Origin of the sequence: Nostoc sp. FACHB-110 (assembly GCF_014697425.1) — a bacterium.
GTDB lineage: Bacteria > Cyanobacteriota > Cyanobacteriia > Cyanobacteriales > Nostocaceae > Nostoc_B.
Genome location: NZ_JACJRU010000010.1, coordinates 65,263 through 87,959, shown reverse-complemented (window position 1 = coordinate 87,959; position 22,697 = coordinate 65,263). Strand labels below are relative to the sequence as shown.

The following is a 22,697-nucleotide window of genomic DNA, read 5'->3' as shown; positions in this document are numbered from 1 at the left end:
ATAAATTTTTATCGGCTAAGTTTGAAGAATTTAAACTTAGCCGATAACTATAGTATTTTATCTATGTAAATAATTTAATATTTATTAAATCTTGAAGATTTTTAATAAACAATATTGACATACAAGGCTGTAAGCTATTAATAACCGTATTAAATTCGATGTTAAATAAAACTTGTTACTTCTGCAAGTTTTATTAATCAATAGTTCTTAACAATCTCTATCTTCAGCCCATTTTATGGGAGATTTAGTTGGAGTAAATTTACATGCCAAAAATAAATTTTTCTTCGTCTAATTTTTCATGGTTTACAACCATGAAATTTGCTCAAAGTAGCTGGCATTTTAATAAAGCTAAATTTTGCATTTAAACGATCGCCAGTAAAAAAAGAGTATTTAGAATAAGTTAATTTAATCAACCTAGTTAATTTTATCCACTACCTTTAAACACAAACTAGGTAAAAGAGAGGCATTGATTTTCTCTTTTACACTTACTCTTTATACAACAGGTAATTCTTGTGTTAGAAGCGTGTATATTTGCAACAATATTCTGCGGATTTTTCGGTATCATTCTGAAAAAAAATCTCGTTATGAAAATCATCTCTATGGATGTTATGAGTACGGGGGTTATCGCCTGTTATGTACTAATTGCATCAAGAAATGGTTTGTTTACCCCAATTATTTCTAACGTCAAAGATATTAGATACGCTGACCCAGTTCCCCAAGCTGTCATATTAACGGCGATTGTCATCGGATTTTCGATTCAGTCCTTAATGCTGGTCGGTGTGATGAAATTGGCACGAGATAATCCAACGTTAGAAAGTAGCGAAATTGAGAAAAACAATACGCCATGACTACCATTACGATCGCCTGGCTGGCACTACCATTTTTTTTAGGGTTCGTTATTTATCTACTTCCCAAAATTGATAAATATCTCGCTTTATGTGTGACTTTTGCTTCGGTAGGATATGCGTTGCAGCTATTTTTCAAGCCGCCACTAACACTAAAGTTGCTCGATAATTTCGGTGTTCTCTTAACAATTGATCAACTTAGCGGCTACTTTATATTAACTAATGCGTTGGTAACAACAGCCGTCATACTCTACTGTTGGTACAGCGATAAAAGAGCCTTCTTTTACTCACAATTGATTATTTTGCATGGCAGTATTAATGCCGCGTTTGTCTGTTCAGATTTGATCAGTTTATACGTGGCTTTAGAGGTGAGTGGTATTGCCGCGTTTTTGTTGATTGCTTATCCTCGAACTGACCGCTCGATTTGGGTTGGCTTACGCTATTTGTTTGTCAGCAACGTCGCCATGCTGTTTTATCTAGTGGGTGCGGTGCTGGCATATCAAGCGCATCATTCATTTAGTTTTGCTGGTTTGCGCGTCGCACCTCCAGAGGCACTGGCCTTGATTTTTTTAGGACTATTGACAAAAGGAGGGATTTTTGTATCGGGTTTATGGTTGCCGCTGACCCACTCCGAATCAGAAACGCCAGTATCAGCGATGCTGTCGGGAGTTGTGGTCAAAGCTGGGGTTTATCCGTTAGTGCGGTGTGCGTTGATGGTGGCAGAGGTTGACCCGATAGTGAGAACCTTCGGCGTAGGTACGGCAATTTTGGGGGTGTTTTATGCAGTCTTTGAAAAAGATACTAAGCGGATGTTGGCATTTCATACGGTTTCGCAGTTAGGGTTTATCTTAGCTGCCCCGGTTGTGGGTGGTTTTTATGCCCTGACCCACGGACTCGTAAAATCTGCGTTGTTTTTAATCGCAGGGGTATTGCCGAGTCGCAACTTCAAAGAACTGCAAAACCAAGCGATCGCTACCCCAATTTGGATTGCTTTAGTGATGGCTAGCTTCTCGATTTCCGGCTTTCCCTTGTTATCTGGTTTTGGCGCAAAGGTGTTGACATCCAAGAATCTGTTACCTTGGCAAGCGATCGCCATGAATATTGCCGCCTTGGGAACCGCAATATCCTTTGCTAAATTCATCTTTCTGCCTCGTGGCGGCAATAGCGACAATATCAATGTCAAGCCAGGTTTTTGGGCTGCCATTATCCTCTTAATTGGTGGGCTGTTTCTGGCTAATATTGTTTATTACGAAGCATATAGTCTGGAAAATATCATTAAGCCCCTGGCAACCATCGCTATCGGGTGGGTAGCTTACTTGATCATCTTTAAACATTCACTCATCAAGCTGCCGCGTGTGCTTGAGCAATTTGATCATCTAATTGGTGTCATGAGTCTAATTTTAGTCCTGCTGTTCTGGAAGGGATTTGCATGGTTGGGTATCTAAATCTCATACTGCGACTGGTCATTTGGTTTCTGCTCACTGCCAATTTCAGTGTGGCAAATATCATTATTGGTGTCGGTATTGCTTTTTTATTGCCTGGTGGCTACACAGCAAGAGGATCATTAAAAGATTGGCTGCGTGTGTTGGGTGAAGTGATAGTGGCAATTCCTAAAGCTTACATTGAAGCATTTGAAATCATCCTCCGACCGCATAAATACGAAGACATCACAATGGAACAAGTGAAACCAGGTCGAACACCAGGGCTGATATTTCTGGATATCTTCTTGATTACCTTTACGCCTAAAACCATTGTCTTGAAATATCACGAAAAAGGTTGGTACGAAGTACATTGGGTGCGCCGGAGGAGAAAAGGATGATTCTAAACTTTGTATTAATTGCCATGATTTTGGCAATGCTCATTCCCATGTATGAAGCATGGCAAGATGACGATATTTGGCAAAAAATGTTGGCATTTGCCAGTTTTGCTACCAAAACTTCTATCACAATCTTGGTGGTATCGGTTTTACGTGATGATTGGATGATTGGTGTTGTTGGAGTCATCATTCTCAGTGTGGGGAATGCTGGATTAATGTTGCTGGCTAATATAATTAAACGTCTGAATGAAGTATGATTGACTTTCTTAGTTATGTCTGTATAGGTCTAGGACTCATCTTTTGGTTTTGGGGAACCCCTTCCTTACTTGGCAAGCGATCTTTATTGTTCAAGCTTCATAGTCTTTCCGTTGCTGATACCCTGGGATCGATGAACATCATCATTGGGTTGTTATTGAAGATACCCAGCGAATGGCCGCTACTCATCCTGGCTCTCATCTCCCTAGCAATTTGGAACACAGTGCTGGGGTATGTGTTGGCTTACTGTTCTAGTAGCGAGGGTAATTATGAATGATAGCTATATGTATATCATCATTGCGCTGCTGCCATTGTCTGCTTGTATGGTGGTATTTCAAGTCAATCCATACAATGCGCTAGTTATTCGTGGCATCTTAGGTGCAGTTGCGGCAATGGTATATGCAGTTTTAGGCGCGCCAGATGTTGCTCTAACAGAAGCATTGGTAGGTACGATGCTGGCAATTACCCTCTATGCAGTAGCAGTACGTTCATCAATGGTGATGCGTCTTGGCATCATCAAAAACGAGGCAGAGGAAGAACAGCATTTTGGGCAACTATTAGATGAATTACGCACAATTTTTGGCAAACGCCAGATGCGTCTAGAACTAGTTCCCTACTCCAATAACCAAGCCTTGCAACAGGCGTTGATGGATAAAGAACTCCATGCAATCTGTGTTAGACGAGAAAACATCGAGTCAGATTATGCAACAAGCAATGATGAAAACCAACAATATCACACCGCTATTAGGGTAAAACGCATCTATGAAATTCTACAAACTGAACTGACATCACCAGCAACAATCCTTAACTATATAAATACACCAAATTCAGGTGAAGAGCATATTTCTCCCTCTCCAACAGCAGATACGGTTTCTCCGAGGTCTTTATGAAATGGATTTACATTGCAGCAGGGATAGCACTGTTTGTGAAAATGCTCATCTTACCAAATTCAACCGCAGTGCTACCGGATTTCTCGATTGTGGAATCAATCGTCAAAGATGGTGGTATACCTAATGCAGTCACAGTCATTATTCTCAGAAATCGTTTGTATGACACTATTTTTGAAGTAGTGGTATTTACAATCGCTATCATGGGTGTCTACTTTCTGTTAGCCAATGAAAAGCCTTCTACCACAATTTATAGTTTTACCGATCAACCATCTATTGTCCTAGCACGTTTGGGAGCGACTATTGCCGCGTTGGTCAGTATTGAACTAGCTATTCGCGGACATCTTAGCCCTGGCGGTGGTTTTGCTGCCGGAGTTGCTGGCGGAACAGCAATTGGGCTGATTGCGATTACCTCGTCACCAGAGTGGATGCAAGGAATTTACCAGCGATGGCACGCCGCTACATGGGAGAAAATTTCGGTTCTTGTTTTTATTGTCCTAGCAGTGTTAACTCTAGCTGGAGTGGAGTTACCACACGGAGAGATGGGCGCACTTGTTAGTGGAGGAATTCTCCCGTTGTTGAATATATTAGTTGCAATCAAAGTTGCCTTGGGGTCATGGGCTGTAGTTTTAGTTTTTATCCGCTATCGGGGGTTATTGTAGATATTTATATCATTCACATTAATGATCATACAAAGAGACTCTGTAGAGACTTAGCATTGCTATTTCTCTACTTTTTATTTCAAAAATCTGATTGTAGAGGAATAGCGATAGTTTTTACCTCTATAAGCTTGAATTGCTGCTGTTATACTACATAGGGTTTGGTATAAAGATATAACAAAAATCAGGAAATAACCTGTGCCCAAAAAATAGGCAAATTTAAACTTTTCTAATCTATCATTGGTGGCAACTTTGCTGAAGTCAATTCCACAAATTGGAGATATTAATAATAAACAAATAATAGCAATAATTATATAGAGCGTTATAGACAGTTGAAAATTTACAGATTCTTTGCCATGAATATCTACCCAAGTATATCGATTTTTATAACGCTGCCAAATATATAAGGGTAATAAAATATTAATAAATGGAATATAAAGAGGAATATTCAAAAAGATGGCACTAATTAGATAAATCGGTAGCCAAATTAGAGCCGCTAGATGAGATAACATTGCCCATAACCTATCTGGGCGTTCTATATTATTATTCATGGATAATTATCTGATAATTCGCATAGTGAAAGGATAGCGATAGTGTTCTCCATGATAAGCTTTAATGGCGGCAAAACTGACTATAAATGATTGGAATAAAAGTAATCCAATAATTAAAAACATCCATAGCAATAGCAAACCATCTAAAACTGAACTAACTTCATTAACAGTGCCATTGGTGGTAATGGCAACGCCACAACTACCTAAGACAATTAGCAACGAAATCACGATCACTACTAAAGTATATAAAGTCAAGGAAATTTGAAAGTTTAAAGATTCTCTACCCTGAAAATCAATCCAAGGATATTTAGTTTTGTAAAGTTGCCAAATGCCTAATGGTATTAAAATATTGAGTGGCAAATATAAAGGAATACCAATAAAAACTAGCCCAAATAACACTAGCCATGATAACAAAGCCGAAAGATGACACAACATCGCCCATATTCGCATTTGTTGTTTGTCTCGTTTTTTCATGGCTTGTTAGTGGCAGAGAGATAAATAAAATCCTATTTACTACACTACCTGCAAACTAGCTAGACAAAAGTTTAAAATTTAAGTATTTCACGATCGCAATTTTCGGGAAAAGGTTCAATTTCCCAAACTATGCCTTCACCTGGTTCTAAGGCTACTTCTACATAAAGTTGTTCGATAGCAGTTGTGGCAATATCTTCGTTATCAGGAAAAGGCTGCAAATCTTCTGTGAGAAGTCGCAGTTTAAAACCTTCAGGAATAACTGCACCCACAGTGGCGTTATGCAACTCAAACCGCCAATAGGGTGCATCTGGTTCGCCTTGGGGTGTAATTGTTAGTTCATAGATTTGTCCGGCGATCGCTAGTCGTCGTGATATATTTACCTGGGTTTGTCTATCTTCGACACTCCGCGCTGCTGCACTTAATTCTAAATTCCAGCGTTCCCAACCAATATTTTGTGCAAGTTGAGATACACCGCTTTGCAACCATTCCAAAACTGAACGCTGTTGGGGTAGTCCGATGCGTTTTTCATATAAATTTTGTCGCCAACCGCCATGTTCAACTAACCCGCCCCAAAGTTGAAACGGAATGGCTAACCGAGGCGTGACGACTTCGGACTTTCCCAGGCGGTCAATTAAATTGTGAGCTTGGGCTTGCGGTAGGGTGGGAATTGCGGTAACTGGAGCGCGTGTAGGTTCTGCCGTACAAAATTCTCGCGCCACAGCTAAAACACTAATATCAGTAATTATCTCACTAGCATCTAAAGAATAAGTGCGATCGCCTGCGTCATAACTTCCTTTATTTTTAATTTGACTATGGGTGCAATAACCCCAAACCCTGACATAACCTGCATCTGGTTCCACTTGCACCGCCAAATAATAATCGCCTAGCCAACTCGGTAAATCTACCCATTCCTGGGGTACACGCAACTCACTCAAATCAATACTTTCACTGGGAACCAAAATAAATCTCGTTGCATCTACTGTAATAGCGGTTCCATTGACCAGTTCCCAAAAACTGGCTAAAGCAGTGCTAGTTGGCCAAACCTTTGCCTGTGGTGTAAAGTCTTCCTGTAACCAAGGTAAGACAGCATTCAGGCAAAGTTTATTTAAATAAGCTTGATAGTCAGCACTAGGATGAGAAAAGGCTAAATCACCTTGTGCAGTTTCGGGAATTTCTAAAATCAGTTCTGTAGAATCAGAAAAAGTAAAAGTCATGGCGGTTCCTCCGGGGAAAGGTTGGGCTTGTTTTGGCACTACCAGGGAAACTTCTCTTCCCCGAACAGGCGGCAAAATCTCCAGTAAAGTGCTGAGTGCTGAGTGCTGAGTAAAAAGACTTGTCTCTCTTGCTTGGCTCTAAAATCAGAACTTCTACCTCCTGCCTTCTGCCATATAGTAATTTTGTAACCATTCTTCCATCACAGCACTCATACTTTTGAGTAAGTCTGATGTCACAGAAATATGCAGGCTATCTTGACACCAGTTAGCTAAAGACCGCAATAAAACCTCTTTAGCTTTGGTCAATCGCCGGGAAACAGTATATTGTTTAATATCTAATTGTTTAGCGATCGCATCTTGATTCAGCTGCTGTGCGTAGTATAGTTGCAATATCTGTTGGATTTGCGTTTCTAGTTGAGCGATCGCAGTTTGTAATACTTGGCTAATTTCCTCTCGTTGCGAATTTCTCGCTTGTTCTTCTTCTTGGGCGACAATTTCGTTAATTAAAGATTCTTGCACCCCTGGTAAATTATCCAGTAACTCAAACCCATCATCACCACCTTTGGAGACATTGAGAGAATCTGGCGCAGGATAAAGATATTTGCGAACAGCTTTTGCTGCATTTAATAGCCATTTTTCCAAATTTTGGGCGTTTGCAGATTGGCTACTTTGAGAATTAAAAGATTGAGCGATCGCATCCCAAGTAGTATCATCAGGCCGGGATAATTGCCTGGAGTTACTGGCTTTGGTGGGGATATACAATGTTTTAAAAGCAGTCCAAGCCACAGTGTAGGCGCGAATGGTTTCCGGGGATAAACCAGCGTTTTCCAAAGCTTCTTCTAAACGCTTTTGGCTTGTTTTGCGTAATAAACCCCAATCACTACAAATATCGACTTCTTGACGCTGACGCAAAGTTTCGCGGATAGCAGTCCCAAAAATCAGACTAGCGTAGTTTTTGAAACTGCTACTTTGCGCAGGATTAAAACCTTTGAGGACGCGTTCAACCTGGGCGATGGCAATTTGAAAACAATCAGACAATTTGAATTGACTACTAGCGAAACCAGCACAAGTTTTTTGCGATGTCCAATAACAAGGTTCTTGTAAATACGCCGTTAGATGTTGCGTAGCTAAGGATGTAGCGGCTGGTTCTTGCCAAAACTTATACCAGTACAATACCCAAAAATATTCAGAATTTTCTTGAGGTATTTGTTGCAGACAACGTTGGATGCTGCGTCGCAAGCGCGCTTCAGCCGCCCAACGACTGAAGCGATCGCCATCAAACTGCACAAAAGTTGAAAAAATTTCAATGATGCTTTGTCGAGGTTGCATAAAAAATTACAAGCCGACCTATAGGAAAAGTACAGGCATTCAAACAAGCCTGCACAAACTTTACTACATGGAAATTGATTTATGTTTCGCCTCGCAATGAAATCTTTCACAATTGGTAGTTTAGTCGCCATATCTACCGCTAGCAGTGTTTTTGCCCAAATACCTATAATTAGAGATTTAGATTTAGTTCAAGCGCCAAACTTTAGCTGCGGCCCCCATCTACGTACGTATATTGTAAAACCGTTAGATAACCGCCAAGGATTGGGGATTCGCTGCGTTAAATTTAGCGAAGGTAAACCAGGGACAAGTATTCCGCGTCTGGCTTGGTATGGCGAAGGTAATTGGGGTGGTGCAACCTATCGCCACGTAGGACAAGCAATTTACAGAAGTTCCAACCTTGTTGGTTTTGCTTCTGATATTTATGGCAATGGCGAAAATATTCACAACAACTTCCCCGGAAATCTCAAAGTAGAAGTTAGTGGTTCCACAATTCGTGTCACTGGCGCATGGAATGAAGAATGGCATTTAGTAAAAGCTACTAGCTATAAACCTTTACCCAGACCAAAAACTTGTGGTGGTTACTTTGATGAATACCGCGTCTCTGACCTCGCAGGTAGCCGTCAAGGTTCTGGTTTGCGTTGCGTTCTGCGTGTTGGGCCAAACAATACCACTTGGTTTGGTAACGGTAATTGGGAAGGTTCAACTTATTCTCACATCGGTACGCGTTCTTTTAACGGTTACGGCGCTAGCGATGTTTGCACTCAAGGGTTTGGGCCAATTTGTAATACTTTCGGTTGGGGTTCATTGAAGTTCACTTCCGTTCCTGGTGGGTTTAATGTCACAGGTGCTTGGAGTGAAAAATGGCGGTAATCCGATTTTAGATTGCGTTCTGTGTCTACGTTAAAAACTCAGATACTACAAGGCTTTTAACCCTATCACCTGTCGCCTGTTCCCTATTATAATTGCTCAAAACCTTGAAGATACGGAAATTTATACTCAGCACTCAGCACTCAGCACTTTGTTTCATCAGACTGTGAGGAAATCACCACAACTCGACCATTTTCAACCACAGTACAATTTTTACTCTTATTCTTGCTGTGATTGATTGGTTCTTCCTGATACTGCTGTTGGTGGGTAAGATTTTGTTCATTTTGTTGGTTGAGAATTACGACACAACCAGTACAAGAAACTGTAGACATAAATAATTAATTGAGTTCTATCTCAATTATCGCTAAAAATTGGGAATAAGAATAGAAAAATTTTTATACCTTGATTATAGAGTTTTTACTGGCTAACTTACTTAAAATATCTTTAAAACTCTTCTTTCTCCGTGAACTCTGTGCCTCTGTGGTTCGTTATTCTTTAACCCTGTTTTGATTAGCTGGCTAGGGACGCAAACTTCTGCGTCCCCAGCCATTATTTATCTTCAGGTAGGGTCAAGATTTCTACACCCTCTTCTGTGACTGCTATTGTATGTTCAAATTGCGCTGATAATTTGCGATCGCGTGTTACAGCCGTCCAACCATCGCCCAACATCTCTACTTCCCAAGTACCCTCGTTAATCATTGGCTCAATGGTAAATACCATTCCTGGTCTGAGGCGCTTACCTTTGCCTCGCGTGCCGTAGTGGGGAATATCCGGTGCAGTGTGAAAAATATTACTAATGCCATGTCCAACAAAATCCCGCACCACAGAAAAGCCTTGAGACTCAGCATACTCTTGAATAGCTGCCCCAATATCACCCACCTTTGCCCCTGGTTTAACTTCAGCAATACCTCGATAAAGGCACTCTTGGGTAACTTCTACTAACTTTTGCGCCTTAGGAGATGCATTACCAACAATAAATGTTTTTGAGGTATCACCGTGATATCCATCTACAATCGGCGTAACATCAATATTAATTATGTCTCCTTCTTTGAGGATTTGTTTAGCATTAGGGATGCCGTGACAAATGACCTCGTTCACACTAGTGCAAATTGACCGAGGAAAACCTTTATAACCAAGAGGTGCGCTTTTAGCACCGTGCGCTTGAGTCCAGCGTTCAGCCTCATCATTGAGTTCCAGCGTACTCACCCCAGGTTTAACTAGCGGTTCTAGATGCTCTAGAAGTTTAGCTGCCAAGCTTCCGGCTCGACGCATTTTGTCGATTTCGCGTGAGGATAAAATAACGATTGTTTCGATTTTCATGGACTTTCTTCTAAAGCATCATTCAAAAATATAGTTAAACCTGAGTGTGCTGCTCTATAGGCAGCATCAGCCACTTTCAAGGTGTACAAACTCTGTTCTGGGGTAACGTACAAAGGAGTGCCATCAAAAAGATGGTCTAACACCATAGTTGTATCTTTAGCAAATAAACCCCGACGTGTGCCAACATCAATTGGTGTAGTTTCTCCAGGCTGGATTAAGTATCCTGTATTGCCATCAAAAATTAAAGCACCTTTTTCGCCGTGAACTTCAAATTTACGCTCTGCTTGCCATATTGTCTCGCCTTTAGCATAAATCACTTGTGCTAAAAGTCCACTGCTAAAGCACAGTTGACTCGTACACAAACAAGTTTGGTAGTATTCCGATTCTACTGCCCAATATCGCTGATGGCAGTTCACTGTAAAGACTTTTCCAAACAAATCAACCAGACGATGCACTCGAGAAATTGCACCAATTAAAGGAAAACCAAATAATTCGGGGTTATAAGTCCACTTACGCGGTGCAGGATTTTGCGGGTTGACGGTGCTGTAGCGGACATAAAACACATCACCAACTTGATCTAGGTTTTGTTTCAATGCTTGGTGTAAGCCACCTAGTAATTCTATGTGTTCGACGTGGAGTAATTTATTTTGAGCTTTGGCTAAAGCCAGGAGTTCTTCTGCTTCTACTAAATCTATTGCTAGGGGATATTCGACAATGACGTGTTTGCCTTGGGTAAGTGCAGCACGAGCGATCGCTCCATGATCTCGATTGACTGTGGATATTACAATTAAATCCAAATCATCTTGTGCTACTAACTCTTGCCAAGAATGAACAGCAGAGGCTTGAAATTCTTTAGCGAAATTCTCTGTTGTTTCTAAAGTATGACCAACAACTGCATCTAGATGGGTTCGTTCATCTTGCAGCAGTGCTTCTGCTCTTAACTTTGCTGCATACCCAGTTCCTACCAAGCCGACACGCACTTTTGCTTGCCCCAAAACTGCCTTTGAATTATACACGATCCTTCAATACATAGACTTATACCCTAAGCCGCAAAATTGAGGGGAATTTATGCAAATCTGAAAGCTACTACTCACTCAGCTAATGTATAAAGTAAACTTATTATTCACAAGTAACTAAATTTCATTACTAATCGTGGTCGATTTCCAGTTACATGATTTAGTTTTTCCCGTAGTATCAGAATTGAAGTAAATTTTCATCAGCGGCTAATCCTATAAGTTAAGCCGTGAGTATTGCTTTAGCATAACTTATACTGCCGTCTACAAAAGAGAGGAATACTGAAATGGCAACTTACAAAGTTACCCTGATCAACGAAGCTGAAGGCTTAAACAAAACAATTGATGTTGCTGACGATGTGTACATTCTAGACGCAGCTGAAGACGAAGGTCTTGATCTGCCTTACTCTTGCCGTGCTGGTGCTTGCTCCACCTGCGCTGGCAAACTCATTTCTGGTAGTATTGATCAAGGTGATCAGTCTTTCTTGGATGACGATCAAATCGAAGCTGGATATGTGCTGACTTGTGTAGCTTATCCAACCTCTGACGTTACAATCGAAACCCACAAAGAAGAAGACCTCTACTAAGAGTTAAATATTCCCCCAAAAAATCTCTTGCAAGAGTTATTGAAGTTGAAAAAAGCCTAGCAGCACAAATAGGAAGATTTTTTCTTCCTACTTGTGTTTTTTCAAGTTAGTTTGACAAAAATTCTAGTATCTTCACGCTCCAGCAGGAAAACAAAATTTTGTTTTCCTGCTTTATTCGTTTTTGGAGGAACAGGTTACAGTTTTCCTCTCTACTCCCTAACCTGCAGGGTTACTAATTTGGTCGTTGAAAATTTGAATCTTCGTACCAGGATAGTAAAACTGAAGAATTTTGGGAGTTGACCAACCAAGTTTGGCTAAATTTTGTGCGCCAGTTTGACTTAAGCCAACACCATGTCCTAATCCGCCACCAATAAAAGCATATCCCCACAATTCGGCTGCACCTTTATTTAATGGTTGTAAGTAAAATAAGGTACTTACAGGGGCTGCAAAGGCACTGCGGATTTCGTCTTTGTGTAAGGTAAATACGCCAATGTCGGTTTTGACAGCTAAATCAAGGATACGTCCACTGGAACTGCGTTTAGTGATGGCGATCGCTTCTAGGGTGGTAAATTTAGCGTAGGGGCTTTTTTTGACGCTCAAGAATTTTTGCAAATCCTTGGTAATTTCTGGGATGGAACTTTCTTTGCGCCAACGAAATACATCCCAGTTGCTTTCATTAAAGCCTTGTTTCATGCTAATAAATCTCTGGAAATTCTTTTCATCCGCTAAACTTTGTTGTGACAGATTCCAAAAATTAATCGGCGTGTCCACTACTGGCTGTAAATAAGGACGGTCTTCCCCATTCCAGACATCGCTAAAAAAGGCGGTGACACCACCAGTTGTGGAAGAATATAAGGCATCAACTAGCTGGTTATTGTAGGTTAGTACCATGCCTCGCGTTGCGGCGATCGCTTTGTCTGTTTTGGCTGTGGCCCCACTTAGCCCATAATAAACTTGGCAGTGAGTATCGGCACACAATTGGTAGTTATCTACAGCAAATCGGCGCACATTTCTCAAAGCGTAAGTCCGCGCCAAAATTGCCTGGGATTCTAAGGCGGCTGTTGGTACGTCAGTACCAATTTCGTTGGGGACAACACCGCGTAAATAAGTTTCTAACCGCACTTCATTGACTAAAGTGTAAGTCCCGTAAGCGTTGGGCTGTAATGTCATGCGTCCTGAATACAACCTACCAGTTCCCGGTTTTTCACCTTTGCTGACCCGAATTAAGTTTTTGTCAGCACTAATGGCTAATTCGTTGGGACTGTAACGCTTGCCATTGACTACCCAACTTACCCGTGGCACTTTGTCTTGAATTTTCGTATCGACGTAGGCCATTTTCGCGCCAGCCGCTTGCACGTTCTGGAATAACAAGCGACGCAGTAAAGCCGTACTGTAAACATCTCGTTTTGCCCAGACTTGCCAACGTTCTGGCTGAGATATTTCCACTTCTACCCCTTGAGAACGCCATTTTTTGGCACTATCTTCTGCTGTTTCAAAGGTACGGTAAGTTCCTAAAACCACTACCTCCTCAACTACAGGTTTTGGTAAGGTTTGCATCACTGTTTCTAGCTTGATGGGTTTATCAGTGACGATGGTTTCTAGTTTGCTACCTACTTGAAATCTTAGCCGCAAGCGATCGCTTGCGGTCGGTTCTAGTTGCAGCTTGGCAGTTGATTTCTCGCCAAACCTTTGTATGATTCCTACCCTCAATTCCACGTCATTGCCAATGCTGGTTGGGCCTGATGCTGCGGTGAATCCCAACAAGCAAAATGCCGTCACTACAGTGTAAGACAAACGCCAAAACGAAAAGTTTATCTTGACTAAATTCTGCCCTCTTGTTCTTGGTCTGGGCAGAATTTCTATTTGCTTCGTAGCGTAGTGGTTTTGTCGCATGAACGCTCCAATAGTACCATTACCAATTTAGCTACCCGAATCACTTGCAAATCGAAGTCATAATGACTATGATTTATATATGGATACAAAGCAGAACTAATTAAATCAACTCCTTATGGCTAAAGTACAAGAGATACCGTTAAATCAAATTAAGCGTCCGTTGCCGAGAGTCAACGATCCCAACAAAGTGAAAGCCTTAATGGAATCAATTGCGGAAATTGGGCAACAAGAACCTATTGATGTTTTAGAGGTAGACGGACAGTATTATGGCTTTTCTGGCTGTCACCGTTATGAAGCCTGCCAGCGTTTAGGCAAAGAAACCATCTTAGCCAGAGTCCGTAAAGCTCCTCGCAGTGTTCTCAAGATGCACTTAGCGTAGTAAAAGTATGAAGTGTCAAGTGTGAAGTATGGAATTTCATATTTCAGCCCTAAAACTTCATCCGTTCTCAACCCTATTCCTCAAATAATAAGTTTAGGAGAAAATTATGTCATCTCAAGCAACGGTAAAAAATGTAAATATTGGCATTGACGACGAAAGTCGCACCAAAATTGCTGAAGGATTGTCGCGCCTGTTGGCTGACACCTATACACTATATTTAAAAACCCATAACTTCCACTGGAATGTTACTGGCCCAATGTTTCAAACTTTGCACTTAATGTTTGAAACCCAGTATACAGAACTTGCCTTAGCTGTCGATTTAATTGCTGAAAGAATTAGAGCCTTGGGTTATCCTGCACCCGGAACATACAGTGAATATGCCAAACTGAGTTCGATTCCCGAAACGTCTGGGGTTCCCAAAGCCAAGGAAATGATTCAGTTGCTGGTAGAAGGACAAGAAGCTGTTGTGAGAACTGCTAGGTCTATTTTCCCGGTTGTGGATGAAGTAAACGACGAACCCACCGCCGATTTATTGACTCAACGGATGCAGGTTCATGAAAAGACTGCTTGGATGTTGAGAAGTTTGCTGGAAGAATAGAGAATTATGAAGGATGAAGTATGAAGTATGAAATGTTTTTTCAGGCTTTATGCTTCATCTTGGAGCCTTTATCTTTCCCTCAGCAATGGCTAATACTGATTTCCACCAAAAACTGCAAGAATTAAACCAAAAAGTTGGAATTACGAGTTTTAAGGCTTTGAGTCAAGCGGCTGCTGTTTCGGAAAGGCAAATCTTACGGTTACGGCGGGGAGAAATAGCCCAGATGCGAGTGGATGTGCTGTTGAAGTTGTCATCAGTGCTTCAGGTATCTTTGAGTGAATTAGTCACGACTTTTTCCAGCTGCAAGTTGAGTCAAGAGAAGGGAGTATCTACTCAGCAGATGTTACAAGAGATTGCAGATTTAAAAAAAGAATATCAGCGATCGCAATTACAAATTGAACAACAACGCGAGTTACTACTCCAACAATTCCAGCAGTCGAGCTTACAACTGCTGGAATCTTTATTGTTGCAGTTTCCTGTGGCTGCCCAAAAAGCACGCGAAAATCCGCAGTTAGAGGCGGTGAAGATAGTACCCTTAGTGGAGAACCCACTAAATAAACTTTTACAAACTTGGGGTGTAGAAGCGATCGCGCCTGTAGGCGCAGAAATACCCTATGATCCGCAAAAGCATCAATTAATGGCAGGAACCGCACAACCAAACGAATTAGTCAAAGTCCGTTATCCTGGCTACCAGCAAGGAGATAAGCTACTTTATCGAGCCAAAGTGCAGCCAACATCATAGAGTTGATAGGAGTTGAGATGAGATGCTTAACTCCTAATTTTTTTGATAATTAAAATCGTTGTTAATAATATTATCAATATTGGGAATAATTAAAATGGAAGCATTCTTCTGCCAACACTTGAGCAAATTTTAGCAATTAACCTTTCAGGAATTTAGGTCAGCAACACTGATTAATATAGATTAGGCTATTAAATCAGCCAGCAAAGTAAATCATGGGATACATTGCAGATGCTTTACAGATTATGGCAATTGAATCATTATTTGTTAGCTATCAAGTCACCTGATATACAAATTTGATTTTCTATAATTAGTGAGTTGTTATCAGATGGTAGATAACCTGCTGATAATTTCTAATTTTAACTTGAGTCAGATAACATTAGTTTTACTAACCAAATTTTGGTGCAACTGATACAAAAATAACTTTTGATTATCAGTTATGTTCATATACCTAACTTCTTGCAGGTTTAATTCACAAGTTCCCCATGCCATCCTCAATTCAAATTGAGTTGTTAATTTCCGAATAGCCTATCAAAGCTACTCAAATATTGTGAGCAAATTAGGCAAGTGACATTATGGATACTTCTTAAGTAACTATTGGTATGTATTATGTCTGGAATTATTTTTATGAGTATCAGACATTTTTTCAATTCTCATAATTAACGTTTATGCCAGACATCTAGCGGTTAGCTAGGAATAATTGATTATTTCTGTTTTGCTAGGTTTTTATTAAAAATGGCTATTAGTATATAATACTAGCAAATTCAGTAACTTTTTTTACAACAATTGGGGATAAAATGTTATGGAACAGCAAGTTAAAGTTGTGAAACTCAATGGCATTATCAATACTGCTAACTCACAAGAACTAAGAGACAATATTACTTATCTCCAAGAAAGTGGCGCAAAAATCGTTTTAGTGGACTGTCAAGATGTGACATTTATGGACAGTATAGCCTTAGGAGCTTTAGTATTAGCCTTTAAAACCTTAAGAGCAACAGATACAAAATTAGTTCTTTGTTCTATTAACGAACAAATCAGAATTTTATTTGAAGTGACTGGCATGGATAAAGTATTTGAAATTTTCCCTACTCAAGAGGATTTTCATCAAATAGTGCTGGCAAACAGCTAATTAAATTTGATTCGTAAGATTGATAAATCATCATCAAAAGCATCTTTGGAGTTTAAAGAAATTAGGTAATTTAATACTTGTTCGAGTGGACAGTCAAGAGTATTTTGTAAACTCGTGAGTATCTGAATTAACCCATCTAAACTCCAAAGTGTGCCATCAGATTTAGTAATTTCGTAAGCACCATCGCTAAAAATATAAAGATTACTCAAGCTTTCTACTTCACAATAGGCATCTACATATTTGGCTTCAGGAAACATCCCAACAGGCATTCCCGGGGTTCTTAATAGTTTAAATTCGGCATTTCTGGATGAGTTACCTGATACTAAAATCGCCGGGGGATGCCCAGCACTAGCATAAGTTAACTGGCGAGTTTCATAGTTATAAACTCCATACCAAATAGTAAAGTATTTATCATTTTGATAATTCATCTGAAAGGTTTCATTTAAGGCTTTCAGTACTTCACTAGGTTGATAGTAATTCAAATCTTTTAAGGCACGAGAACGCAATAAATTTAAAACCGAAATAGACGGCAGAGTTGCTTTTAGTCCATGCCCAGCAGTATCTAATAAATAAACGGCTAAATAATGAGAATCTAGCCAATAATAATCGAAACAATCACCACCTAGTTGACGTGAGGGAATAAAATAAGAGTCAATATGTAATGGTTCGGTGATTGGTAATGGTAAAAGCGATCGCACATAGTCTGCAGCTTCAGCTAGTTCGGTTTCTAAAAGCTGTTTTTGCGTTTGTAAATCTCGGCTTAATTGATGCAGTCGCAATCCAGCCCTAACTCTGGCCTTTAATTCGTTTTGTTCGATAGGCTTAGAGATAAAATCATCCGCACCTGCATCTAATCCCTTGACGCGATCGGCGACTGAATCTAAAGAAGTTAATAAAATAAAAAAACTAGTAGATAAATCGGGATCAGATTTAATATATTTACAGACTTCTATTCCATTTAATAATGGCATAATCCAGTCACAAATAATTAAGGCAGGACGGCAAGAAATTGCCTGAGCGATTCCCTCTTCACCATTACAAGCAGTAATTACCTGATAGCCTTGTTTTTCTAACAATCTTTTCAAAAATATTTGAATGGTAGGGTCATCATCAATTACGAGAATTTGAAACATAATCATATAAATAAATATTGTATGAAAAAAATTAAAAAGGATAGGCAAACCAGATAGAAGTTCTGAGGCTAAATCCTTTTAACTACAATCCCCAATCTGGATAACCCATCCTAATTATTCAGCCGATTTCTCTAATTTCCATCTGAAGCAAATATTATGGTGGCGATAAAGGATTTAGCCACAAAAGAATAGAATTTTTGAGTTGATTTAAATCTCGATATACTTCTTGCTTAAACCATTGTCCAAAAGCATCGAAGGGAGTGAATGAATTGCCTGGTTGCCATTGAATATCTTGTCCTAAAGGCGTTGTATGATTTCCAGTTAATGTTTGAGTTGTCACCATATCTGGAAAGCGTTGTTGTAAGATTTTGGTTAAAGCGGCTGATTGGTCAAGGGTATCGTTATGGAATTTAATTAATAAGTTGCGGCGGATTTGATAATTTTGCTGCACTATTTTGTTAGTTTCTAATGGCGAGGGTGTAAATTCAATCGCCAATGTAGAATTTAGTTGTTCTACTAGAGGAATCGCATCTTTAGCCGCATAGTTATTAAAGGAGATTAAAATATTTCCGGCTCGTTCTACCGGACAAAGGCTACCTATGAGCAAGTGGAGTTTGCAACCCATACTATGTCCAATACCATAGGTAGGGAGATACAGCTTACGCAGTAAAGCTGAGTCGTGTAAACGTTCGAGAGTACGTTCAAAGTTCAGCAAGACAGATTTTGCGATCGCTATATGATCTAATGTATTCACAAAAGGGGTAGCTATAACAACATATCCCTTATTGGCTAACTGTTCTAATAAGCAACGGTAAGTCAAGTGTGGTGCGGTAGCGACAAATGCACCCCCTAAAAAATGGATAATTCCTTTGGGATTTTGGGGAATGAGTACCCAGTTACCTCTAATTTCTTTCCAGTCCATGCCTGTAGGCGATTTTTTAGTTTACACTTCTTTATGTTAGATCGGGAATAGTAACACTGCGAAATCTCGATCGCTCAAAAATTAAAAGAGGCAGTAGCTAATCCACATTTACAAATGTTTCAGATATCTGAAAGCATCTATCGTAGTTCTAAATTAAACGTCAACCAATTCGCTTCCTACTCCCTATTCCCTGCCTGCTTGAGTAATTTATTAATCAAATAGGATTGCTATAGCGTTTCCCAATCTAATGAAGTACACGCCAATTTATTCACTGTTTCCTGTTCCCTAAAACGAAAAAACTTTGTATCTCACTAGTATGAGAACGGCTATACTCATATCTTGCACGCCTGCGACTGAAGTCGCGGCTACACAGACAAAACCCGCCTGCGCGGGTTCCAAACCCTTGATTTCTCATCAGTCCGCGTAGGCGGACTTCGTTTGTATAGCCGCGAATTCCATTCGCTGGGGCTAGGTGCAAGATGTGAGTATATATCTTTGGCTCAGATAGTAATTTGCCATCTCAAATCAAAAGTTTTCTTCCCGTTATCCTCCCTGACTTTGTAATTTTTTCATCTCATACTGCACATCTAAAGCAATCTGTAATGCTTCGTTTAATAATTTGCCATGCTCAGTAGCCTTTTCTGTCACTTGCATTGCCGTTAAAGTGGCTAGATTATTGGCAAATAATTCAGCATTACTCACAATAAAATTTTGATTTTCTCGTAAAATTCTCTCAGTTTTTAAAGCACGGACTAAATCATCTCTGGTAAGTTTTAAGGCAGAAAGTACCCTTTCTCTTTGATGAATAGCAACATCTGGATTACCAGCTTCTTCTATTTGGTCATTAATATCTATGGCTTTAATTATAGAATTATATCTATCAACATCCTCTAAGAGGATTTTCAGAGAATAAGTCATATTTTCTTTCAGGATTTTTAGCACATTGCGCCAGAATAAATAAAACATCAATTGTGCTATTCCACTGCCAAGAAAACAGACTATTAATAATAGTATCCAAGAAGGAATGACTAACCAGTTAGCAAACAGCCGGATAATAATATCAAATCCTAGATAACTAAAAACAAATATAGAAAAGCTAAGAAAAACAACAGTTGCCCCCTCCGAACCTTTCATTTTATAAAAAATTTGTTTGCTAAACTGTTTGAGAGGGTTGGTAATTAAAACTAGTTGATATTTGACAGGCAAATTAGTTAATTGTTGCAGTTCTTTGGTACTAATTTCTAAACCATGTAAATCATCACGCACAGCTTTCCCCATAATCAGCTACATAGTTATTTAATACAATATAACAAGCGAATTTCGGGATTGCTGACTAAACTATCATTTTGATAAAATTTTTTAATTAACTGGTAGTCTTGCTTTACCTATTTTATCTAAGTTACTCAGTAGTTAATGCTTGACCTTACATACATCATCAAAGTTGAGAAGCGTTATTTTAAATACAAACTAGTTAGTGATACTTGGTAATTGAAATTAGTTTCCTGAATCATGTGTCTAACATTACCAATACCAGCTATGAGTGATTAGTTCAGCTATCAAGGTTTTTTCTTTACAAAATTGCTACGTTGAGCATTTAAAAATGGTGGTATAGGACAGTCTAGAGTCATAGCGATCGCTCTGAGTAAATCTGCTTCTTGGGGAGTTACTTTGTTATCTACCAAAACCGTATGGGCGCAGGCATCAACAACTGCTTGCTTAATTTTAGGACTAGCTAGGCGCAAACGCTCAAGACTGTTTTTCACCACAGCAAAATCACTGGGAGCTAAAGTATCTGATATTTCTTTTTGTCCGGCTCCTGGCAACCGAAAAACACCGCAGCGAAAAGCATAGGCAGCGGCTTCTGCTTGAGGATGTCCCACTCTTGCTAGTGCCGACAGCACGTTGATGCTATCTGGCCAAATCTGTTCTATTGAGTTAAACTCCACAGATATAGAGGCTGTTGGATGAATACAAGGCTGAAGACGATGCCACAATACCAACTGCAACACAAAATACCACAACGATAAATTACGGTTGACAATGGCTAAACCATGAATATATTTGCACAGCCGTTGACAATCTGTGGCGGAACCTTGACGTAATGCAGGGATGGTTAAATCCAACAATGGTAAGCGCAACTTAGCATGTAATAGACTAACTTCGCTGTTAAATGCCAAAATCTTTTCCACGATATCAACAGGCTGCACTTGCTGTAACCAAGTAAGTTGACGTTCTCTGATAGCTGGATTTTCATTTTCTAAAGCCAGTGCCAAGACTATAGCCATTGCACTTTGCTGCTCTCTGACACCCAGGCGTAGAGATTCTGGTAACTCAGACAACAGTGCTTGAGCATGGGCAAAATGCTCTGGTGCAACAGTACCTATTTGATTCACCACCTGTTCGGCTGTGATGTTTGCTGTCGTACCACCCGCTAAACCCATCACTAGAGATTCTTGAGTATGGGACTGCCTTTGGTAATGAGTAGGCATAGAGCCGGAATTACGCACCTTAACACCCCGAACCCGACGAATTCTTTCTGCTAAAGGTGGGTGGGTAGCTAGCATCTCGTCCCAAAAAGATGGGTTGAGGGCGTTGCCAAAAAACATATGACTAGCAGCTTCCGCGCGTGGTGCAATCAAGCGTGAATCCATTCTTTGGAGTTTTTCTAAAACGCCTGTAATGCCATCAGGGTTGCGCGTAAACTGTACAGCAGAAGCATCCGCCAAAAATTCTCGCTGACGCGAAATTGCAGCTTTGATTAAAGTACCGCAAAAAAATCCCACACTGCCAATGAGAATCAGTGCTAAACCAAACCCCCACAAGGGTAAGCCTTTATCTTCGCGGGAGTTACTCCGAAATTCCCATAACAATCTGCCAGTGAAGTAAATAAACAAAATACCGTGCAGTAAGCCTATCAAACGCAAATTTAACCGCATATCTCCGTTGAGAATGTGGCTAAATTCATGTCCGATGACACCTTGTAATTCTTCTCGGTTGAGGAATTGTAAAGTGCCGTGTGTTACGCCAATCACAGCATCGTTGGCTGTAAACCCCGCAGCAAAAGCATTAATACTCTTTTCCGCATCTAAAAGATAAACTGCTGGCACAGAAATACCAGATGCGATCGCCATTTCTTCAACAATATTTAACAGTTGTCGCTCTTGTTCATTAGCTATGTCTGATATTAATAATCGCCCGCCTAATTCTTGGGCGATAACTCTACCACCTTCACGCAGACAAAGAATTTTATACAAACTCGCTAATGCGATCGCAATTGTCGTTACACAAACTACACTCAAAAACAATTGTCCATGCCACCAGACACGCGGAGCCATACGCAAAAAAAATAACGTAGCAAGATAAATTGCCCCAATCATTACTCCTATAGATAAAACGTATAACCCGATTAACTTTTGTGTATTTTGTCTCGCTTGGTCTTGATGCTCAAAGAAATTCATAATTTAAAAAGATATGCGAGGAGCTTGTTTGACTTCGGGCGCAGATTCTGGTAGCAATTGGGCAATGTTAAAGTTAAAAATACCTGCTACTAAATTACTAGGAAAAGATTCTTTTTTAGTGTTGTAAACAGTTACCGCATCATTAAAAGCCTGACGTGCAAATGCAACTCGATTTTCTGTAGAAGATAGTTCTTCCATCACTTGAGTCATTGTGCGATCGGCTTTCAATTCTGGATAAGATTCAGAAATTACCATCAAACGGCTTAAGGCATTTGTTAACGAAGCTTCCGCATTACCTAATTGCTGCATCGCTTGTGGATCACCTGGATTTTCTACAGCGCGGCTACTAGCATTAACAGCTGAATTACGTGCAGCAATGACAGCTTCTAAAGTTTCTCGTTCATGTTTCATGTACCCTTTGGCTGTTTCTACCAAATTGGGTATGAGATCATAGCGACGTTGTAACTGCACATCAATTTGTGAAAAAGCATTCTGATAACGATTGCGGAGTTTTACTAAATCGTTGTAACTACTAATGATAATTAGAATTACTGTTGCGACTAAAGCAATCAAAAATATGAGGATTCCCATAAAATTCATAATTTTTTACTACAAAAATAAATTGCCAA

26 protein-coding genes are annotated in these 22,697 nt (G+C 39.9%); 13 read left to right on the top strand and 13 right to left on the bottom strand.

Annotated elements, in window-relative coordinates; translation table 11 throughout:
• The first annotated feature begins 512 nt into the window (after nucleotides 1-512).
• The 7 genes from H6G69_RS12315 to H6G69_RS12285 are packed head-to-tail and all read left to right on the top strand — an operon-like array spanning nucleotide 513 to nucleotide 4,465.
• Nucleotides 513-848, top strand: coding sequence for an NADH-quinone oxidoreductase subunit K (locus tag H6G69_RS12315; RefSeq protein ID WP_190686673.1), 336 nt, complete (start codon nucleotides 513-515; stop codon nucleotides 846-848).
• A complete protein-coding gene (locus tag H6G69_RS12310) occupies nucleotides 845-2,290 on the top strand; it encodes a cation:proton antiporter (RefSeq protein ID WP_190686670.1) in 1,446 nt (481 codons plus the stop codon). The genes H6G69_RS12315 and H6G69_RS12310 overlap by 4 nt, the downstream gene beginning before the upstream one ends.
• Complete coding sequence (locus H6G69_RS12305) at nucleotides 2,275-2,664, top strand: Na+/H+ antiporter subunit E (protein WP_190686668.1); 390 nt, start codon at nucleotides 2,275-2,277, stop codon at nucleotides 2,662-2,664. The genes H6G69_RS12310 and H6G69_RS12305 overlap by 16 nt, the downstream gene beginning before the upstream one ends.
• Complete coding sequence (locus H6G69_RS12300) at nucleotides 2,661-2,918, top strand: hypothetical protein (protein WP_190686665.1); 258 nt, start codon at nucleotides 2,661-2,663, stop codon at nucleotides 2,916-2,918. The genes H6G69_RS12305 and H6G69_RS12300 overlap by 4 nt, the downstream gene beginning before the upstream one ends.
• Nucleotides 2,915-3,193 (top strand): monovalent cation/H(+) antiporter subunit G, encoded by a 279-nt coding sequence (locus H6G69_RS12295; RefSeq protein ID WP_190686662.1) that lies wholly within the window; start codon nucleotides 2,915-2,917, stop codon nucleotides 3,191-3,193. Before H6G69_RS12300 ends, H6G69_RS12295 begins: the two co-directional genes overlap by 4 nt.
• Nucleotides 3,186-3,806: a DUF4040 domain-containing protein gene (locus H6G69_RS12290; RefSeq protein WP_190686659.1), complete on the top strand. Its 621-nt coding sequence runs from the start codon at nucleotides 3,186-3,188 to the stop codon at nucleotides 3,804-3,806. The genes H6G69_RS12295 and H6G69_RS12290 overlap by 8 nt, the downstream gene beginning before the upstream one ends.
• Nucleotides 3,803-4,465: a Na(+)/H(+) antiporter subunit B gene (locus tag H6G69_RS12285; RefSeq protein ID WP_190686657.1), complete on the top strand. Its 663-nt coding sequence runs from the start codon at nucleotides 3,803-3,805 to the stop codon at nucleotides 4,463-4,465. Before H6G69_RS12290 ends, H6G69_RS12285 begins: the two co-directional genes overlap by 4 nt.
• A gap of 74 nt (nucleotides 4,466-4,539) precedes the next feature.
• On the opposite strand, the gene H6G69_RS12280 is transcribed toward H6G69_RS12285, so the two are convergent.
• The 4 genes from H6G69_RS12280 to H6G69_RS12265 form a co-directional block, all read right to left on the bottom strand.
• Nucleotides 4,540-5,013, bottom strand: coding sequence for a DUF4870 domain-containing protein (locus H6G69_RS12280; protein ID WP_190686654.1), 474 nt, complete (start codon nucleotides 5,011-5,013; stop codon nucleotides 4,540-4,542).
• 6 nt (nucleotides 5,014-5,019) lie between these two features.
• On the bottom strand, nucleotides 5,020-5,487 hold the full coding sequence (locus H6G69_RS12275; protein WP_190686651.1) for a DUF4870 domain-containing protein: 468 nt from the start codon (nucleotides 5,485-5,487) through the stop codon (nucleotides 5,020-5,022).
• Between the two features lie 71 nt (nucleotides 5,488-5,558).
• The gene (locus H6G69_RS12270) at nucleotides 5,559-6,701 is read right to left on the bottom strand and encodes a DUF1822 family protein (RefSeq protein ID WP_190686948.1); all 1,143 of its coding nucleotides are present in this window, start codon (nucleotides 6,699-6,701) and stop codon (nucleotides 5,559-5,561) included.
• Nucleotides 6,702-6,854: 153 nt separating this feature from the next.
• The gene (locus H6G69_RS12265; RefSeq protein ID WP_190686648.1) at nucleotides 6,855-8,030 is read right to left on the bottom strand and encodes a sigma-70 family RNA polymerase sigma factor; all 1,176 of its coding nucleotides are present in this window, start codon (nucleotides 8,028-8,030) and stop codon (nucleotides 6,855-6,857) included.
• An 81-nt stretch (nucleotides 8,031-8,111) separates the two neighbouring features.
• Between H6G69_RS12265 and H6G69_RS12260 the strand changes: the two genes are divergently transcribed.
• Nucleotides 8,112-8,900 carry a hypothetical protein gene (locus H6G69_RS12260; RefSeq protein ID WP_190686645.1) on the top strand — a complete coding sequence of 263 codons (789 nt, stop codon included), beginning with the start codon at nucleotides 8,112-8,114 and terminating at the stop codon, nucleotides 8,898-8,900.
• A gap of 140 nt (nucleotides 8,901-9,040) precedes the next feature.
• On the opposite strand, the gene H6G69_RS12255 is transcribed toward H6G69_RS12260, so the two are convergent.
• From H6G69_RS12255 to H6G69_RS12245, 3 genes are all read right to left on the bottom strand, one after another.
• Nucleotides 9,041-9,229: a hypothetical protein gene (locus H6G69_RS12255; protein WP_190686644.1), complete on the bottom strand. Its 189-nt coding sequence runs from the start codon at nucleotides 9,227-9,229 to the stop codon at nucleotides 9,041-9,043.
• 217 nt (nucleotides 9,230-9,446) lie between these two features.
• A complete protein-coding gene (map, locus tag H6G69_RS12250) occupies nucleotides 9,447-10,217 on the bottom strand; it encodes a type I methionyl aminopeptidase (protein WP_190686640.1) in 771 nt (256 codons plus the stop codon).
• Nucleotides 10,214-11,233, bottom strand: coding sequence for a Gfo/Idh/MocA family oxidoreductase (locus H6G69_RS12245; RefSeq protein ID WP_190686637.1), 1,020 nt, complete (start codon nucleotides 11,231-11,233; stop codon nucleotides 10,214-10,216). The genes map and H6G69_RS12245 overlap by 4 nt, the downstream gene beginning before the upstream one ends.
• A 284-nt stretch (nucleotides 11,234-11,517) precedes the next feature.
• On the opposite strand from H6G69_RS12245, the gene H6G69_RS12240 reads away from it, so the two are divergent.
• The gene (locus H6G69_RS12240; protein ID WP_190686634.1) at nucleotides 11,518-11,817 is read left to right on the top strand and encodes a ferredoxin; all 300 of its coding nucleotides are present in this window, start codon (nucleotides 11,518-11,520) and stop codon (nucleotides 11,815-11,817) included.
• Nucleotides 11,818-12,033: 216 nt separating this feature from the next.
• On the opposite strand, the gene H6G69_RS12235 is transcribed toward H6G69_RS12240, so the two are convergent.
• Nucleotides 12,034-13,710 (bottom strand): SpoIID/LytB domain-containing protein, encoded by a 1,677-nt coding sequence (locus H6G69_RS12235; protein WP_190686631.1) that lies wholly within the window; start codon nucleotides 13,708-13,710, stop codon nucleotides 12,034-12,036.
• A 115-nt stretch (nucleotides 13,711-13,825) separates the two neighbouring features.
• On the opposite strand from H6G69_RS12235, the gene H6G69_RS12230 reads away from it, so the two are divergent.
• From H6G69_RS12230 to H6G69_RS12215, 4 genes are all read left to right on the top strand, one after another.
• Nucleotides 13,826-14,089, top strand: coding sequence for a ParB N-terminal domain-containing protein (locus H6G69_RS12230; RefSeq protein WP_190686624.1), 264 nt, complete (start codon nucleotides 13,826-13,828; stop codon nucleotides 14,087-14,089).
• A gap of 106 nt (nucleotides 14,090-14,195) precedes the next feature.
• On the top strand, nucleotides 14,196-14,687 hold the full coding sequence (locus tag H6G69_RS12225) for a Dps family protein (protein ID WP_190686620.1): 492 nt from the start codon (nucleotides 14,196-14,198) through the stop codon (nucleotides 14,685-14,687).
• An 85-nt stretch (nucleotides 14,688-14,772) separates the two neighbouring features.
• On the top strand, nucleotides 14,773-15,429 hold the full coding sequence (gene grpE / locus H6G69_RS12220) for a nucleotide exchange factor GrpE (RefSeq protein ID WP_190686618.1): 657 nt from the start codon (nucleotides 14,773-14,775) through the stop codon (nucleotides 15,427-15,429).
• A gap of 799 nt (nucleotides 15,430-16,228) precedes the next feature.
• Nucleotides 16,229-16,555, top strand: coding sequence for an STAS domain-containing protein (locus H6G69_RS12215; RefSeq protein ID WP_190686615.1), 327 nt, complete (start codon nucleotides 16,229-16,231; stop codon nucleotides 16,553-16,555).
• Here the strand turns inward: H6G69_RS12215 and H6G69_RS12210 are convergent.
• From H6G69_RS12210 to H6G69_RS12190, 5 genes are all read right to left on the bottom strand, one after another.
• Nucleotides 16,552-17,688 carry a PP2C family protein-serine/threonine phosphatase gene (locus H6G69_RS12210; RefSeq protein ID WP_190686612.1) on the bottom strand — a complete coding sequence of 379 codons (1,137 nt, stop codon included), beginning with the start codon at nucleotides 17,686-17,688 and terminating at the stop codon, nucleotides 16,552-16,554. The two genes, H6G69_RS12215 and H6G69_RS12210, sit on opposite strands and share 4 nt — an antisense overlap.
• 154 nt (nucleotides 17,689-17,842) lie before the next feature.
• Nucleotides 17,843-18,610 (bottom strand): DUF1350 family protein, encoded by a 768-nt coding sequence (locus H6G69_RS12205; RefSeq protein WP_190686608.1) that lies wholly within the window; start codon nucleotides 18,608-18,610, stop codon nucleotides 17,843-17,845.
• A gap of 543 nt (nucleotides 18,611-19,153) precedes the next feature.
• Nucleotides 19,154-19,888 carry a hypothetical protein gene (locus H6G69_RS12200; RefSeq protein ID WP_190686605.1) on the bottom strand — a complete coding sequence of 245 codons (735 nt, stop codon included), beginning with the start codon at nucleotides 19,886-19,888 and terminating at the stop codon, nucleotides 19,154-19,156.
• 278 nt (nucleotides 19,889-20,166) lie between these two features.
• Entirely contained in the window at nucleotides 20,167-22,068 is a 1,902-nt protein-coding gene (locus H6G69_RS12195; protein ID WP_190686603.1) for a M48 family metallopeptidase, read from the bottom strand.
• A gap of 3 nt (nucleotides 22,069-22,071) precedes the next feature.
• The gene (locus H6G69_RS12190) at nucleotides 22,072-22,668 is read right to left on the bottom strand and encodes a LemA family protein (RefSeq protein WP_242072047.1); all 597 of its coding nucleotides are present in this window, start codon (nucleotides 22,666-22,668) and stop codon (nucleotides 22,072-22,074) included.
• Nucleotides 22,669-22,697 lie beyond the last annotated feature (29 nt).